The sequence below is a fragment of the Bifidobacterium sp. N4G05 genome, assembly GCF_002742445.1.
Classification (GTDB): Bacteria; Actinomycetota; Actinomycetes; order Actinomycetales; family Bifidobacteriaceae; genus Bifidobacterium; species Bifidobacterium hominis.
In genome coordinates this window covers 21,559-37,203 of the sequence record NZ_NJNQ01000004.1, presented here as the reverse complement: position 1 = coordinate 37,203, position 15,645 = coordinate 21,559, and the positions used below count along the sequence as shown (strand labels likewise).

14 protein-coding genes and 1 tRNA gene are annotated in these 15,645 nt (G+C 51.8%); 12 read left to right on the top strand and 3 right to left on the bottom strand.

Going from position 1 to position 15,645, the window contains the following annotated elements; all coding sequences use genetic code 11:
• Window positions 1-89: 89 nt before the first annotated feature.
• From coaE to CE153_RS04845, 5 genes are all read left to right on the top strand, one after another.
• Window positions 90-722, top strand: coding sequence for a dephospho-CoA kinase (gene coaE, locus CE153_RS04865; RefSeq protein ID WP_236824479.1), 633 nt, complete (start codon window positions 90-92; stop codon window positions 720-722).
• A gap of 2 nt (window positions 723-724) precedes the next feature.
• A complete protein-coding gene (uvrB, locus tag CE153_RS04860; RefSeq protein ID WP_099595528.1) occupies window positions 725-2,836 on the top strand; it encodes an excinuclease ABC subunit UvrB in 2,112 nt (703 codons plus the stop codon).
• A gap of 39 nt (window positions 2,837-2,875) precedes the next feature.
• Window positions 2,876-3,859, top strand: coding sequence for a TerC family protein (locus CE153_RS04855; RefSeq protein WP_099595362.1), 984 nt, complete (start codon window positions 2,876-2,878; stop codon window positions 3,857-3,859).
• A 172-nt stretch (window positions 3,860-4,031) separates the two neighbouring features.
• The gene (gene pyk, locus CE153_RS04850; protein WP_033501733.1) at window positions 4,032-5,474 is read left to right on the top strand and encodes a pyruvate kinase; all 1,443 of its coding nucleotides are present in this window, start codon (window positions 4,032-4,034) and stop codon (window positions 5,472-5,474) included.
• A gap of 218 nt (window positions 5,475-5,692) precedes the next feature.
• Window positions 5,693-5,766: transfer RNA gene (locus tag CE153_RS04845), tRNA-Leu, on the top strand.
• A 112-nt stretch (window positions 5,767-5,878) separates the two neighbouring features.
• On the opposite strand, the gene CE153_RS04840 is transcribed toward CE153_RS04845, so the two are convergent.
• Window positions 5,879-6,103, bottom strand: a complete 225-nt coding sequence (locus CE153_RS04840) for a type II toxin-antitoxin system RelB/DinJ family antitoxin (protein WP_099595361.1) — start codon at window positions 6,101-6,103, stop codon at window positions 5,879-5,881.
• A gap of 306 nt (window positions 6,104-6,409) precedes the next feature.
• A complete protein-coding gene (locus CE153_RS08840; protein ID WP_155497141.1) occupies window positions 6,410-6,616 on the bottom strand; it encodes a hypothetical protein in 207 nt (68 codons plus the stop codon).
• 301 nt (window positions 6,617-6,917) lie between these two features.
• On the opposite strand from CE153_RS08840, the gene CE153_RS04830 reads away from it, so the two are divergent.
• The 4 genes from CE153_RS04830 (at window position 6,918) to CE153_RS04815 (ending at window position 10,604) form a co-directional block, all read left to right on the top strand.
• Window positions 6,918-8,129 carry a trans-sulfuration enzyme family protein gene (locus CE153_RS04830; protein ID WP_099595359.1) on the top strand — a complete coding sequence of 404 codons (1,212 nt, stop codon included), beginning with the start codon at window positions 6,918-6,920 and terminating at the stop codon, window positions 8,127-8,129.
• Window positions 8,130-8,163: 34 nt separating this feature from the next.
• Window positions 8,164-8,985 (top strand): amino acid ABC transporter ATP-binding protein, encoded by an 822-nt coding sequence (locus tag CE153_RS04825; protein ID WP_099595358.1) that lies wholly within the window; start codon window positions 8,164-8,166, stop codon window positions 8,983-8,985.
• A 44-nt stretch (window positions 8,986-9,029) separates the two neighbouring features.
• Window positions 9,030-9,857: an amino acid ABC transporter substrate-binding protein gene (locus CE153_RS04820; protein ID WP_099595357.1), complete on the top strand. Its 828-nt coding sequence runs from the start codon at window positions 9,030-9,032 to the stop codon at window positions 9,855-9,857.
• 84 nt (window positions 9,858-9,941) lie between these two features.
• Entirely contained in the window at window positions 9,942-10,604 is a 663-nt protein-coding gene (locus CE153_RS04815) for an amino acid ABC transporter permease (RefSeq protein ID WP_099595356.1), read from the top strand.
• Between the two features lie 122 nt (window positions 10,605-10,726).
• Here CE153_RS04815 and CE153_RS04810 read toward each other — a convergent pair whose 3' ends face one another.
• Entirely contained in the window at window positions 10,727-11,437 is a 711-nt protein-coding gene (locus CE153_RS04810; protein WP_099595355.1) for a class I SAM-dependent methyltransferase, read from the bottom strand.
• Between the two features lie 190 nt (window positions 11,438-11,627).
• Between CE153_RS04810 and CE153_RS04805 the strand changes: the two genes are divergently transcribed.
• From CE153_RS04805 to CE153_RS04795, 3 genes are all read left to right on the top strand, one after another.
• A complete protein-coding gene (locus tag CE153_RS04805; RefSeq protein ID WP_099595354.1) occupies window positions 11,628-11,840 on the top strand; it encodes a hypothetical protein in 213 nt (70 codons plus the stop codon).
• Window positions 11,841-12,247: 407 nt separating this feature from the next.
• A complete protein-coding gene (locus CE153_RS04800) occupies window positions 12,248-13,984 on the top strand; it encodes an ATP-dependent nuclease (RefSeq protein WP_099595353.1) in 1,737 nt (578 codons plus the stop codon).
• 4 nt (window positions 13,985-13,988) lie between these two features.
• The gene (locus CE153_RS04795; protein ID WP_099595352.1) at window positions 13,989-15,572 is read left to right on the top strand and encodes a UvrD-helicase domain-containing protein; all 1,584 of its coding nucleotides are present in this window, start codon (window positions 13,989-13,991) and stop codon (window positions 15,570-15,572) included.
• Window positions 15,573-15,645: the final 73 nt, after the last annotated feature.

Sequence of the window (15,645 nt, the reverse complement as noted above, 5' to 3'; positions counted from 1 at the left end):
GGCTAGATCCTAGAAAAGACCCCGTTCCTGATTCAGGTTCGGGGTCTTTTCGTATGTGCATGTCAAGCGTGCATGTGAAGCGCATTAGAATGGCGGTTGTGGTGATTCGAATAGGATTGACCGGCGGCATAGCGGCTGGCAAAAGCACGGTGTCCGCAAGACTGCGTGAGCTTGGTGCGGTACTTGTCGATTATGATCTGCTTGCGCGTCGAGTGGTGGAACCCGGCAGCGTTGGCCTTCAGCGCATAGCGAAATGTTTCGGCTCCGATGCTTTGACCGATCGAGGTGAGCTCAATCGAGCGTGGATGTCGGAGCATGTGTTTTCCGGCTCCGATGCGGAACGGAAGCGCAAGATGCTGGACGGAATCGAGCATCCACTGATTTATGAGCTTGCAGTACAGCTCGAACATGAGGCTGTTGAAGCTGATTGTCAAGCCGTAGTGGTGCATGACATACCGTTACTCGCCGAAGTAATCGACAGCATCCCTTTTGAATTCGACCATATCGTAACTGTTGAAGCGCCCGAACAGGTAAGGGTAAGCAGAATGATGGCAACGCGAGGCATGAGCGAAAGCCAGGCATGGAATCGTGTGAACCATCAATCCAGCGCGGAACAGCGTCTTGCCATTGCCGATGAGATCATCGATTCCACACAGCCATTGGAACAAATGTTCGAGCATATTGATATGCTGATGAAACAATGGCGCACGGAAGCGAGGTAGGCATGGGATTCAATATTGAACGCACGAACAAGCCGTTTGTGGTCAAATCGCCGTATAAGCCGAGCGGCGACCAGCCTAAGGCGATTGAAGAGCTTGCGGAACGCATTGAAAACGGTGAAAGCGATGTGGTGCTCATGGGTGCCACTGGAACTGGCAAAACCGCCACCACAGCATGGCTTATTGAACGTCTGCAACGCCCGACGTTGATTATCGAACCGAATAAAACGTTGGCAGCGCAGCTGTGCGCCGAGTTCCGTGAGCTCATGCCAGACAATGCGGTGAGCTATTTCGTTTCGTATTACGACTACTACCAGCCGGAAGCCTATATTCCGCAAACCGATACGTATATCGAAAAGGATTCCAACATCAATGACGATGTGGAACGACTTCGCCATGCGGCCACGGCGAACCTGTTGACGCGTCGTGATTGCGTGGTCGTGGCAACGGTTTCCTGCATTTACGGACTCGGTACGCCGGAAGAATATGCCGGTCGCATGCTTTTCTTGGAAGAAGGGCAGGAGCTTGACCGAGACGAGCTGCTGCGTACTTTCGTTGCAATGCAGTACAAGCGCAACGATATCGCCTTCACCAGAGGTACTTTCCGTGTGCGTGGCGATACTGTCGAAATCATTCCCGTATATGAGGAACTGGCCATCCGCATCGAGTTCTTCGGTGATGAAATCGACCGTATTTCAACCCTGCATCCACTTACCGGAGATGTGATTGGGCATCAATCGCAAGTCCATATTTTTCCTGCATCGCACTATGTGGCAGGGCCGCAACGTATGGAGCGAGCATTGTCTACCATTCAGCAGGAACTTGACCAACGTACCGCCGAACTGCGCAAACAAGGCAAGGAACTTGAGGCGCAGCGTCTTTCCATGCGTACCACATACGATTTGGAGATGCTCTCTCAAGTTGGCGTCTGCTCTGGAGTGGAGAATTATTCGAGGCATTTCGACGGTCGAGAGCCGGGAAGTCCTCCGCACACGCTGCTTGACTTTTTCCCCGACGATTTTCTGCTGGTCATCGATGAATCGCATGTTACCGTGCCTCAGATTGGCGCCATGTATGAGGGTGACGCCAGCCGTAAGCGCACGCTGGTGGAACACGGGTTCCGTTTGCCTTCGGCAATGGATAATCGTCCACTCAAATGGCCGGAATTCCTTGAACGCGTCGGCCAGACGGTTTATCTTTCCGCCACACCGGGCGATTATGAACTTGGTCTGAGTGATGGTGTGGTCGAACAGATCATCCGACCGACGGGATTGGTTGATCCGCAGATCGATGTGCGTCCGGTTGACGGGCAGATCGATGATTTGCTTGCTGAAATCAAGGATCGTGTGGCTCGTAATGAACGTGCGTTGGTGACTACGTTGACCAAGAAGATGGCCGAAGATCTTACCGATTATCTTCTGGAGCGTGGCATTAAAGTCGAATACCTGCATTCCGATGTGGACACCCTGCGACGTGTCGAATTGCTGCGGGAACTGCGCGAAGGCAAAATCGACGTCATCGTCGGCATCAACCTGCTGCGTGAAGGTCTCGATTTGCCGGAAGTGTCATTGGTCGCCATTCTTGACGCGGACAAGGAAGGTTTCCTGCGTTCCTATCGTTCGCTCATCCAGACCATCGGACGTGCCGCACGAAACGTGTCCGGCACCGTCATCATGTATGCGGACGACATCACCGAAGCCATGCACAAGGCCATCGACGAGACCAATCGCCGCCGTGATATCCAGATCGCCTACAACAAGGAACATGGCATCGATCCGAAGCCGCTCATCAAGAAGATCTCCGATGTCAACGACATGCTTGCCAAAGAGGACGTCGACACCCAGACATTGCTCGGTACCGGATACCGCAACGCGGACAAAGCCGGCAATTCTCATCTTGGCGTGCCTGCCACCAGCAAGGAGGAATCCGACAGACGGCATGAGGAGATTCTCAAGGCCGGACTGCCCGCGCAGGATCTAGCTGATCTCATTCGACAACTGTCCGAGCAGATGCATACCGCCGCCGAACAACTGCAATTCGAGCTTGCAGCTCGTCTGCGTGACGAGATCCGTGACCTGAAAAAGGAACTTCGGCAGATGACGGAGGCGAGCAAATAGCTCTCGACTGGTCATACGGCATCCGTACCATAGTGGATTATGGCTGAAACACCACTTGTTTTTGAAATCGCCACGTTCGCGGTGCTTGCCGTCTTCTTCGTGGTCGACTTGTTCATCATCGGACGTAAGCCCCATGTGCCCTCCACCAAAGAATGCGTGCAGCATATCGCGTTCTTTGTGGTCATGGCGTTGATCTTCGGCGGACTTATGTGGTTCTTCGCGGGATCGAAACCGGCCATCGAATTTTATTCGGGCTGGCTTACGGAATATTCGCTGAGTATCGACAATCTATTCGTCTTCGTCATCATCATGTCGAATTTTGCGGTGCCAAAACAGCTGCAGAAATTCGTGCTGTCCATCGGTATCACCATCGCATTGGTGTTGCGCGGCGTGTTCATCCTCATCGGCGCGGCCATTATCTCCCGCTTCACCTGGGTGTTCTTCCTGTTCGGCGCATTTCTTATCGTCACCGCCATCAAGTTGGTCACTGGGGGAGATGAAGATGAGGAATATCATGAGAATGGCTTGATTCGCGCATTGCGCAAGGTCATCAAGATCACCGATGAGTATGACGGAGAAAAGTTGCGTACCGTCAAAAATGGTGCCAAGTATTGGACTCCGATGCTGATCGTCTTTCTGACCATCGGCACCACCGATGTGATGTTTGCCTTTGATTCCATTCCTGCGATTTTCGGTTTGACGAAGGATCCATTCATTGTGTTCACATCCAATGTGTTCGCGTTGCTCGGTTTGCAACAGCTGTACTTCCTGCTTGGCGAGCTGCTCGACAAACTTGTCTACCTGCCGTTGGGTTTGTCCGTGGTGCTCGGCTTTATCGGCGTCAAGCTCATTATGGAGGCATTGCACGGCAATTCGTTGCCGTTCATCAATGGCGGTCAACCGATCGCTTGGGTGCCTGAAGTGCCTACATGGCTATCTTTAGCGGTGATCGTTGTGGCGATTGGTGGTGCCGCATTGGCCAGCGTGCTGAAGATGCGTACCATCGGAGCAAAGGAAAAGTGACGATTTGAGAAACCGCATGGAAATATGCGGTTTCTTTTTAGCAAAAAAATGTGAGCGCTCACAACACGCCTCGTTTCAGGGTGGAAGTGAGCGCTTTTTGCTAGTAGACTGGTCGGTTGGAAACAGGGTCGTCAGATCCCAAATCAATATCAACAAGAATAGGCAGGCATTCATGCGTAAAGCCAAGATCGTAGATACCATCGGTCCAGCTACCGAGTCCCTGGAAGGCATCACCAGCCTTGTCGAAGCAGGTATGGACGTCGCTCGTCTGAACCGCTCCCACGGCACTCCGGAAGATCACCTCAAGGTCTACAACAACCTCCGCGCCGCTGCCAAGGCCACCGGCCGCAACGTCGCAGCCTTGGTTGATCTGCAGGGTCCGAAGATCCGTTGCGGTTGGTTCAAGAAGAACGCCGACGGTGAAGACAAGGTCCAGCTGACCGAAGGCCAGGAGTTCGTTATCACCACCGACGACATCGAGGGCGACGAGCACATCACCTCTACCACCTTCAAGGGCCTGCCGGGTGATTGCCATGCTGGCGATCCGATCCTCATCGATGACGGTAAGGTTCGTCTTGAGGTCACCAAGGTCGAAGGCAACAACGTGTACACCAAGGTTGTCGTGGCTGGCCCGGTCTCCAGCCACAAGGGCATCAACCTGCCGGGCGTTGCCGTGTCTCTGCCGGCTCTGACCGAGAAGGACGAAGCCGATTTGCGTTGGGCTATCCGCACTGGCGCCGACATCATCGCCATGTCCTTCGTGCGTTTCGCCACCGACATCGACCGCGCCCACGAGATTATGGACGAGGAAGGCCGTCGCATCCCGGTCGTCGCAAAGATCGAGAAGCCGCAGGCTCTTGAGAACCTTGAAGAGATCGTCAAGGCCTTCGACGGCATCATGGTCGCCCGTGGCGATATGGCTGTCGAGTGCCCGCTGGAAGAGGTTCCGCTGGCTACCAAGCGTTGCATCGAGCTGGCTCGTCAGTACGCCAAGCCGGTCATCGTGGCTACCGAAGTCCTTGGCTCCATGGTCAATTCCCCGGTCCCGACCCGTGCAGAGGCATCTGACTGCGCCAACGCCGTCCTCGACGGCGCCGACGCCACCATGACCTCCAACGAGACCGCCGTCGGCAAGTACCCGGCAGTCACCGTGAGCACCATGAGCCGCATCTCCTCCTTCGCCACCGAGCACGGTTTCGACCGTATCCCGGAACTGAAGAACCTGGATATGTCTTCCACCGGCGCCGTGTCTTCCGCAGCTGTGGATCTGGCTGACAAGCTGAACGCCAAGGCCATCGTTGCCTACACCCAGACCGGTTCCACCGTGCACCGCGTGTCCCGCGAACGCCCGGCCACCCCGATCTATGGCATCACCAACAACGAGCACACCTATCACTGGCTGGCTTTGTCTTGGGGCACCGAGTCCTTCCTGCTCGATGAGGATTACCACGACAAGTCCCGTAAGGACCTGATGATCTTCACCGATAAGATTCTGAAGGATGCCGGCAAGGTCACCGATGGTGACAAGATCGTTGTGCTGAGCTCCGCCCAGGGCGAGCACCAGCCGGGTCGCACCGATTCCATCTACGTCCACACCGTTGGTGCTTGCGACTGAGATGCGTTTCGGTCAGTGACTGACTGATTAGCGAATAGGAGGGCTTCCGTCCGTTTGGATGGAAGCCCTCCCGTTGTTTTTGGATGATGTTGATATGTTGCCGATTTGCAGACTGCGACAGGTTGTGATCAAGGTGTTGCACATGGTGCGAAACGCCGACCGCTCAAGGACTTTGCAAAATCATCTTTTCTGTGTTAGCATAATCAAGTTGTGCGAAAGCCCCTGTATCCCAATTGGTAGAGGAGACAGCCTCAAAATCTGTACAGTGTGGGTTCGAGTCCCACCGGGGGCACCGGATTGATGAACAGCCGTGGACGGGTATCACCCGCCGCGGCTTTCTTGTTATCTGACAGCATGTGCAGTTACGTGGTAGCCCAGTGTCTTGCCATCCACCAGATTGTAGATTATCTCCACGTCTCCGCCTTTTCGCGCACCTCGTCGAGCGCATCAAGGGTCTCAGCCGGAATGGGTTGCCTCGACAGTCTGAGCGGGATACGGTTCTCCCTGACGATCTGCCGGTAGAACGCGCGGGTCACGCTGGACAGGTCAAGTCCAAGATCCTCCACGATGTCCGTAGCCTGTTTTTTCGTGGCGTCGTCCACGCGGACCGTCACCGAAGTCATGGTCATCTCGACCTCCATCTTTTGCTGATTGTTGTAAGACGATTATAGCTCAATGTCTTACGTTTGGTATGGAGAGTCTGCGCATCCTGTTTTTCCGGTTGACGGGATGCGGATTGGGACTGGACCGTGACTTGAACGCGATCATCAGCATCGGGGTCGCCGGGAGTGCCCTGGAGACTCTAAACGCGCATGGAGGAGATGGAAGATGGACCGGTTCGGACCGGGCAACGTAGGCTCCCGTGAAGTGTGAACCAAGTTGCTGCGCGAGCGACGTGAGGCTTGGAGTTGGCGTCCGCAAGAACGCCATGCAAACTAAAACAAACTAGTTTGTATGGCGTCATCACCCTCGCCGGTGGTCTGAAGGGCCAGAACGGTCCGACCACCCAGTCCGACGTGCGGCAGATCATCGACCTGCTCATCCCATCCGCCATAATCCGTGGGCGTCACGCTAATACGGTACTGGGTGGCTTGGCCGCTGTCTTCGATGACTTGGATGATCTTGCCCTTGAAGTGCACCACAGCATCTTTATGACGCCTAGTCTCTCTCGAATAGTGTACCCATTGTTCCACCTTTAAAGGGTGGTAATTTGTGCGTGTTGCGGTGCATGGGAAGCCAAATAGGACGAAAGAAAAACCAAAGAGCGATGTCTTGCTCCATTGATAAAAGCTAATAAATTATCCTGATAACAGTTTAAACGTCATATAAATTATGTCGATAAGTCCAAGCGTGTGGCGCATTTTCTTTTCGGGTTAAGTAGATGATCGTGCAAGCATGAAAGATGTGCGCGCGAAACAACTCTACAACCCGAGGGGGTGCGTGATGGCAAGATTCAACACACAGCTGGTCCACGGTGAACCGGTGAACGACAATGACACCAGGGCCGTGAATCCGCCGATCTATAAATCGTCCACTTTTGCATTTGAGTCGGTCGATGCCATGCCCCGTTGGGATTACGCACGTAGCGGAAATCCAACGCGCGAATACCTCGAAAGGCAGATCGCGCAGCTCGAACATGGTACTAGGGGATTTGCCTTCGCCTCCGGTCTGGCGGCGATCCATGCGGTGCTGTCCATTTTCCAGCCTGGAGACCGCATCGTTGCCGGAGACAATGTCTATGGCGGTTCGTATTCGCAGCTGAACGAGCATTTCAACCGCTGGGGTCTGGAGGTCACGTCAGCCGACACCCGCGTTCTGGAAGATGTAGAGCGTGCTGTGGCAGGGGATCCGAAACGGGGAATCCAGCCAGCCAAGGCGGTGTATTTTGAGACGGTCACGAATCCCTTGCTGAAGGTGAACGACGTCCACGCGATCGTTGAGATCGCCCATCGATACGGAACGATTGTCATTGTGGACAACACATTTGTGACACCTTATCTGCAGAATCCCCTTGATCTGGGAGCGGATATCGTACTGCATTCCGCCACGAAGTATCTTGCGGGCCATTCCGACGTCATCGCTGGTCTGGTCGTGGTGAAGGATGAGCAGATAGGGCGGCGCGTCTACTTCGCCCAGAACCGTCTCGGTGGCGTCCTCGCGCCCGTTGAATGCGATTCCGTGCGTAAGGGCATCCAAACATTGGCTCTTCGCTTGGAACGACAGCAGGAGAATGCCGCCGATGTGGCGAAATACCTGCTTGCCCACCCGTTGGTGAAGAAGGTCTATTATCCGGGTCTTACCGATGGCGAGGACCTGGCGGCCAAGGGGTTGCGCGGCGCTGGCGGCGTATTGAGCTTTGAGGTCGTCGACGGAATCGATCCCGTTGATGTGCTCGACAATCTTCGACTGTTCCGCCTTGCGGTTTCACTGGGCGCCGTCGAAAGCCTGGCGGAGCTTCCGTGCCGTATGACCCACTTCGAACTTCCCCGTGAGGAGAGGCTGAGGGTAGGCATTACGGATGAGTTGATTCGTCTCGCCATCGGCATTGAAGATGTCGCCGATCTCAAAGAGGATCTGGGCCAGGCGTTCGAGAAGGCCTCGGAGAAACACTCCGACAAGTGGAACGATGCGATCACAGAAGATGCATTGGCCTGACCGTCACGATTGGATGAACTGGGGGGAGGCGAATATGATACGAATTCGTGGAGTTCGAAAGTCGTTCGAATCGCAATTAGTGCTTGACGGCGTCGACCTGGACATTTCGGAACGTAGCGTTGTCTCGATTATCGGTCCAAGCGGATCCGGGAAATCCACTTTGCTGAGAACGATTGACTTTCTTGAGACCGCCAACGCTGGCACCATCGACTTCGGAGAAGGCCCGGTGTCCCTCACCAGCACCAAGCCAAAGGATATCGCTTCGGTCCGCGCGAAAATCGGTTTTGTGTTCCAGAATTACAATCTGTTTTTGAACAGAACGGTTTTGGACAATGTGGCCATCGGCCTGATCCACGCCAAGGGAAAAGGCAGGAAAGAAGCCGTACGAATCGCATATGACGAACTCGACCGGGTGGGCATGGCCGGATTCGCGGACCGATATCCGAGCAAACTGTCCGGTGGTCAGCAGCAACGCGTGGCCATTGCGCGCGCGATCGCCATGGATCCAGAACTGTTGGTGTTGGATGAGCCGACATCGGCTCTCGATCCGGAAATGGTGGACGGCGTGCTCGCCGTTATCAAATCCTTGGCGGATTCCGGAACGACCATGCTGATGGTCACCCACGAAATGCGTTTCGCCCGCAACGCCTCCGACCAAGTCGTGTTCTTCGAAGGAGGCAACATCGTGGAACAGGGGAAGCCGGAACACATCTTCAGCCATCCAAACGAGCCACGAACCGCACGTTTTCTGTCATCGATACACGATGTCAACGTGCTGGACGATTGGAAACCGGAAGAACTCGTGACAATTCAGCAGACGCACTCCAAATCCCCAACGTCTGAATTCAGTAATTGATAATCAACAAACCCTCCAAAACGTTAAGAAAGAACAGGAAGAAAATGTCTGATACCAAATCTGTCTGGAAGAAATATGCTGCCGCCGCGCTTGCTGTCGTTTCGGTCGTTGGATTTGCCTCATGCGGATCCTCGAACGGTGCGGGATCCGATGATTCCGCCACCAGCGAGCTTGAGCAGGTCAAGAAGAACGGTGAGATCGTGTTCGGCACGGAAGGCACGTATGCACCGTTCTCGTACCACGATACCGACGATAATCTGACCGGCTACGATGTGGAGGTCGCCACCGCAGTCGCCGAGGAACTTGGTGTCAAGGCCAAGTTCGTGGAAGCGAATTGGGATTCGCTGCTCGCGGGTGTGGACGCGAAAAAGTTCGATACGGTTGCCGACCAGGTGACTCCGAACGATGAACGCAAGCAGAAGTACGATTTCACCGACCTGTACACCTACTCGCAGAGCGTCGCGGTGACGAAGAAGGGCAACGACGACATCAAGAGCTTCTCCGACATCAAGGGTAAGAATGCGGCGGAGACCAAGACCAGCAACTGGAATCAGACGGCCCAGGAGAATGGCGCGAACATCGTCTCTGTCAATGACTTCGCGCAGGCGGTTGACGCCATTACCTCCGGTCGTGCCGATGTCACGTTGAACGACAAGCTCGCCGTGCTGGACTATCTCAAGCAGAAGCCGGACGCGGATGTGCAGATCGCGGCAAAGTCCGAAATCAGCCCCGCGGCGGCCTTCCCGATCCGCAAGGGTGAGGACGACTTGGTGAAGGCGCTGAACGATGCCCTCGCGAAGCTGCAGGAGGATGGCACATTGAAGAAACTGTCTGTCAAGTACTTTGGAGAGGACGTTTCGGTAAAGCAGTAGAAAGATGGGTTTGCCTGTTCTCAACGGATTTGCATAATGCGTGCGGATCCGACGAAAGCGGGCCGGATATGAGGATCGCGCATCATGGATGACAGACTGTTGGGAATCATCATCGGTTCCTTCACGAAATTGCTGATTCCTGGGCTGACGGTAACCATCCCGCTGACACTGATATCGTTCGCAATAGGTCTGGTGTTGGCCATCGCCGTGGCGCTTGTTCGAGTAGCCAAGGTTCCTATGGTGCATCGAATCGCGCAATTCTATGTGTGGGTGTTCCGAGGGACTCCTCTGCTGGTACAACTGTTCGTTATTTTCTTTGGTCTGCCGTCCGTGGGCATTGTCGTGCCGGCGTTTCCCTCGGCACTTATCGCTTTCTCCCTGAATGTCGGCGCGTACGCTTCTGAGACACTTCGCGGAGCTATTCTCGCGGTACCAAAGGGGCAGGTCGAAGCCGGCCTGACCACGAACCTCAGCTATCTGACCATTATGAGGCTGATCGTGCTGCCCCAGGCTTTTCGATCGGCATTCCCAGCATTATTCAATACATTCATCTCTTTGGTGAAAGACACTTCACTGGCCTCGAACATTACTGTGGTTGAGATGTTCATGGCCGCGCAGCGCATTGTCGCCACCACCTATGAGCCACTGGTGCTTTATTGCGAGGTCGGTGTGATCTATCTTGCTTTTTGCACGGTACTGACCTGGCTTCAAGGAGTATGCGAGAAGCAGCTTGCCAAACGGTTCTAAAAACCAGCGCTGAGTTCAGCGCGTTGAATGGCAGGTCCGTGCTTTATAAGCGGAAATATCTAATAAAAATGATTTGCGTGGCATCCACATAATGTCGTGAATGCCACGCAAATCATTTTTTTTTACTTGGTGGCGACGATGGCGACGTAGCCACCGGCCTGATAGCCTTCGATGGGTTCCTCGACGGCACGGTTCGTGTACACCGGATGAGCCACGAGCGTCTGGCGGTATTCAAGGTCATGCAGTCCCAGATGCTCGGTGAGAACCTGGGACTTCTCCTCGGTGGTGTGCCAATATGCGGTATGAACCAGCTCGAGCGGGTAAGGGCAGGCCGGAGCAGTGTCGAGCAATTCTGGCGCAGTGTAGGTGTCGAGCTTGCCTGCGAGCAGGTAGAGCAGACCGTACGCGCTTTCCTTCGGCACGTCAAGCAGAACGAGCTTGCCGCCGGTCTTTAGTGCCTTGAGGATGTTGCCGTAAGCTACGTCGAGGTTCGGAATGTAGCTGGAGCTTCCGTTGAAGTAGATCACGTCATATGATTCCGGCTCCAGCTGCGCGGTTTCGGCGGTGGCGATCTGAACCTGCATGCCACGCTTCCTAGCGATGCCTGACATATCCTCGGACGGCTCCACGCCGTCGGTCACAGTGATGCCGTACTCGTCGTTCAGTGCTTTTTCGAAGAGTCCGGAGCCGCAGCCTACGGACAGAATCCTGCCTCCGTCGGTCAGGTCCAGTGCGGCCTTGAGGAGTTTGAGTTCGCTGAGGAACACGTTCTCGTTGGTCATGAACCAGATGTCGTATTCTTGCGCGTATCCGTCGAATTTTGCCTTGCCCATTTTTGAGATCCTCCAATCTGATGATGCCGTTACGCTCGACCGGAGGAACCGCCTCTGGAGTGGTTCGGCTTCCCTGCGCGAGCATTGACTCACAGGTTCTAAGGATTCCGTAACAGGTCTCAGTAAAAAGCTCCCCCAGCCAAGAACCAAGACTACACATTCGGGGGTATTGGGTCAAGGGCGTTTTGGCATGAGACAGTTTGATACTGTGAGCCACGCCACCGTTGGCTTCCCGCATATTGTGGATGCTGCTTTCGCTGGGCCTTACAATCGGGATGGAGCGAGTGGTCGCCAGACAGACAACGTTGACAACAGGACGAAGGATATCAAGGATGAGTTGATCGGCATGGCTTCTAAGGGCGTTCCGATTGACGTCGTCTTACTTCTGTTTTCATATGCGTAGATCGCGAACTTGAGGAGTAATCGGGTGATGTCGATGAGTCTTGTTTCGTGTGCACTTCGTAGGCGTTTACCGAGATGCAGGTCGTTGGGGTGCTTCTGTGTCTTGTTTCAGCTATGAGTGGGATTTTACGTGGTTATGTAGTTCGGGGTTACTTGTGTAACGAGCTGACATAGGAGATTGTTATGGGCAAATGTGTGGGTTGGGTAAAGCAAGGCTTAGGCTATGTCCCTTGGGCGGGATGGCAATTCGTCCGACTCGTTCCTCGTAGTGAAGGAACCGGTGATGTGGTTATCGCGTCAGGATTTCTATGAAATACGTGTATGAGACTGTATTTTTGTAAGAATAGACAATTATTGATGAGAGAGCCCTAGTTAGTTTGGCTCGTTGCAACAGTTGATTGGATAGACATGAGAATTTCGAATCTACACATTAAAGGATTTCGTAATTATGTAGATGAATCAATAGATCTCGATGAGAAAACGCTTATTATCGGCGGCAATGATGTCGGCAAGTCCAATTTATTGTACGCTTTGCGTATTCTTTTTGATCCAAACCTAAGTCGTCGAGATTTGGAGCTTGAAGACACGGATTTTTGTATCTACTCGAATTCTGATGCAATCGAGATTACTGCAAAATTGGAAGATATTCATGAAGATTATTTGATTAGTGTGTTGCAGGGAGCAGTTAAGGATGGTGTTGCATACGTGCGCTATTCCCTTATTAAGGGAGAAGACTATGAAATACTGGTTGGTTATGATAGCGAAGCGCTTGTATCTTGTGATGGTCGTCCATATATCAGAAATCTGACTGTTGAATATGTTGGCAGTGGCAGGGATCTTTCTTCGTTTCTCAAAAAACAACAGAGCAAGTTACTAGATATCGCACGTGACCAAAGAAATGAAGTGCAAGAAAAAGAAGATGCTAACGCCGTTGAACAGATCCAGTCAAATCTTATGAAGCTTAACGAAGACATCAATTCTCTTCATTATGTTGCGAATTCACTCGAGGTGGTTAATGGGGAGATGAGCGAGCTTTCCATAGGGAATGAAGGTTACCGTGCGGAGCTAGTGGCGGGAAATACTGATGCAGGGAAGCTGTTGAATAACCTTCGGCTGACATATTTACGTGACGATTCTCAGCTAGTGTTTGGCGGGGACGGTCGAAGTAATCAACTCTATTTCGCAACTTGGATTGCGGAGCATAAGCTTACGAGACGTCCTGAGAAGGCAGTTGTATATGTTATCGAGGAACCTGAGGCGCATCTGCATCCGCACCAGCAGAGGCGGCTTGCGGAATATCTTTCTTCGGTGATGGATGGTCAGGTTTTCATGACAACGCACTCACCGCAGATTGTTGAACGTTTTCAAAAGGGTCGCGTCCTGAGGTTATCGAGTGGTGGAAATGGCATGACTGGTAGTCATGCATCGGGATGCAGTGCAGAAGTTGATGCAGCGCTAACAGGTATGGGATATCGGCTTAGTGTCATTTCCTCTGAGGTGTTCTTTTCAAGAGGTGTTCTTTTCGTTGAAGGTCCGTCTGAGCGGATTCTCTACACTGCATTGGCGCAGGCTCTAGGTAAAGATATCGATAGGCTTAACATTTCAATTCTTTCCGTTGACGGTGTTGGTTTCGAACCGTATGTTCGAGTATGTACGGAACTTGGTATTCCATATGCAATTCGTACAGATAATGATGTGTTTAAAATCAAAGGCAAGGCTGAATATCGTGCAGCTGGAGTAGAGCGTCTCATAGGAATTGTAGAGAGCTATATCAAAGATGAGGAGCTAATTGACCTTATTGCTGCGCATAGGAACGGTCTAATTTGGCCTGACAATTCCAAAGGTTCAAATATCCCCCAGAGCGCTAAGGATGCTGTCCTCGCATTAAAAGCAGCTTTTGCGGACCGAGGTCTCTTCTTGTCCGAGCATTCTGATCTTGAGGATGATTTGGTTGCCAGTTCTATAGCGAGTCAGTTAATTGATTTCTTTGAAAGAGATGAGCCTCAGGAGGTTCGGAAAGTCATGCAGCAGCGAAAAGCAGAAAATATGTATTCATTTATTAAATCAGTTCCAGACCTTAGTCAGCTGGAGAATAGTGCGTTGGCTGCTCCGCTGGACTACATCATCAATCAGGTGGTGCTTTGAGCAGATGAACATGAAGCCAACGTCTGCGCAACAAGCTGCAATCGATTGTGAAGGGAATGCTGTTGTTACTGCGTGTCCTGGGAGTGGGAAGACTTTTACCCTTGTGCGAATGATTGCTCGTGAATCTGTTGACTTGCTTTCATTCCAGGGCGTCATCGCGCTTTCGTACACCAATAAGGCCAGTGAAGAGCTGAGAAAACGATGTGAAAGAATTGGTGTAAAAAAGCAGAAGTCTTTTTTTGGGACTGTCGATAGTTTTTGCCTTAGCCAGATTATTATCCCTTTTGCTCCTCAGATCATTAACAGACCTTTGAATCTTAAGGTTGCTGAGGATAACAACTTTAATTATGGACAATGGAAAGAACTGCCGGAGGAATGTCGTAGAGATTTTATCCTGAAATCGTTCGAAGTGGAGTCTATTCAGGTAGATATCATAGGGGCAGCTGCATTATTGGTCCTTGAAATGGTGCCTCAGGCTCGCATTTTTATCAAAGCGAGATATACGAGTATTTTTATCGACGAATATCAAGACTGTGATTACTACCAGCATCAGCTCATGAAGACCTTGATGTCTTATGGCCTTCGCAGCGTGGCGATTGGTGATATTGATCAGTCGATATTTCAATATAATGGCAGTTCCCCTAACTATCTCAGAGAACTTATTAGTTCCGAAAAATATGAGCATTTCGTAATCAATGAAAATCATAGATGTGATCCTTCAATTCAGGAGTATTCTCGAGTGCTCATTGGCGGGACTCATGCTAAAACGATTCCGGAGAGAGAAAGGAGAGTCTTTGCTGTTCATATATCCGGAGATGAGGGAGACGTTTCCAGAACTATCGAACGATTCCTGCCTCGTATCATGAAGAAATATCAGGTGGAGAATCGTAGTTCAGTGGCAATTATTGGGTGCAGAAATAGGACTCTTGAAAGAGTTAGCAGTGCACTTACTCTTCCGCATAAAAGATTTGCTGACACTACTCTTAAGAGTTTTAGCCGATGGCAACGTATTCTTTCGGGTCTTTTGACCGAATATTATAATCCTGAACATTTCAGTGGGGACTTCCTTGATAATTATTTAGGGATTAATGCCAAAACAACAAAGCGGAATCAGGGACTTGCTCTTGTTGATGACTTCTTTGGAGTTCGTGAAGAAGATCTGGTAAACCAAACAGATTTAGCGTTTGCTATAGCTGACCTATGTGGGCCGGGGTTGGGATGTGATGAAGATATCGAGGCATATTGCAGCACCGTTAAAGACGTGGATATTCTTAGAAGGGGTTTTCGTCCTGCTCAGTCAGATGAGATTAATGTGCTTACTTATCATAAGGCTAAAGGACTTGAATTTGACATCGTTTTTTGTCTTGAAGCCTATCGTTTTATCATGCCTCCATATAAAGGAGTACAAAAAGATATTGAGCAATCTCTTGGCATGCACTATGTCGGAATAACCCGTGCAAAGAAAGCTTGCTATATTGCTTTGGGGTCTCAACGGCACAACAAAGATGGTTTACGAGATGCTGAACCATCGGAGTTTTTAACAAAAAACGAAGCTCTTAAAGGACTGCGCAGAGATGTGCACTGGTGATAGATGAAGGGCCTGTGATAAACGAGCCTCGGTTGTTGAGAGGTGAATTCGATAATCGGATGTGCGGTGCGTT

What these genes read in the sequence shown, in the direction of transcription:
- CE153_RS04820 (WP_099595357.1), top strand. Translation starts at nt 9,030, where the DNA reads ATGTCTGATACCAAATCTGTCTGGAAGAAATATGCTGCCGCCGCGCTT.
- CE153_RS04840 (WP_099595361.1), bottom strand. Translation starts at nt 6,103, where the DNA reads ATGACCATGACTTCGGTGACGGTCCGCGTGGACGACGCCACGAAAAAA.
- coaE (WP_236824479.1), top strand. Translation starts at nt 90, where the DNA reads ATGGCGGTTGTGGTGATTCGAATAGGATTGACCGGCGGCATAGCGGCT.
- CE153_RS04830 (WP_099595359.1), top strand. Translation starts at nt 6,918, where the DNA reads ATGGCAAGATTCAACACACAGCTGGTCCACGGTGAACCGGTGAACGAC.
- CE153_RS04800 (WP_099595353.1), top strand. Translation starts at nt 12,248, where the DNA reads ATGAGAATTTCGAATCTACACATTAAAGGATTTCGTAATTATGTAGAT.
- CE153_RS04855 (WP_099595362.1), top strand. Translation starts at nt 2,876, where the DNA reads ATGGCTGAAACACCACTTGTTTTTGAAATCGCCACGTTCGCGGTGCTT.
- CE153_RS04810 (WP_099595355.1), bottom strand. Translation starts at nt 11,437, where the DNA reads ATGGGCAAGGCAAAATTCGACGGATACGCGCAAGAATACGACATCTGG.
- CE153_RS04825 (WP_099595358.1), top strand. Translation starts at nt 8,164, where the DNA reads ATGATACGAATTCGTGGAGTTCGAAAGTCGTTCGAATCGCAATTAGTG.
- pyk (WP_033501733.1), top strand. Translation starts at nt 4,032, where the DNA reads ATGCGTAAAGCCAAGATCGTAGATACCATCGGTCCAGCTACCGAGTCC.
- CE153_RS04815 (WP_099595356.1), top strand. Translation starts at nt 9,942, where the DNA reads ATGGATGACAGACTGTTGGGAATCATCATCGGTTCCTTCACGAAATTG.
- uvrB (WP_099595528.1), top strand. Translation starts at nt 725, where the DNA reads ATGGGATTCAATATTGAACGCACGAACAAGCCGTTTGTGGTCAAATCG.
- CE153_RS04805 (WP_099595354.1), top strand. Translation starts at nt 11,628, where the DNA reads ATGAGACAGTTTGATACTGTGAGCCACGCCACCGTTGGCTTCCCGCAT.
- CE153_RS04795 (WP_099595352.1), top strand. Translation starts at nt 13,989, where the DNA reads ATGAACATGAAGCCAACGTCTGCGCAACAAGCTGCAATCGATTGTGAA.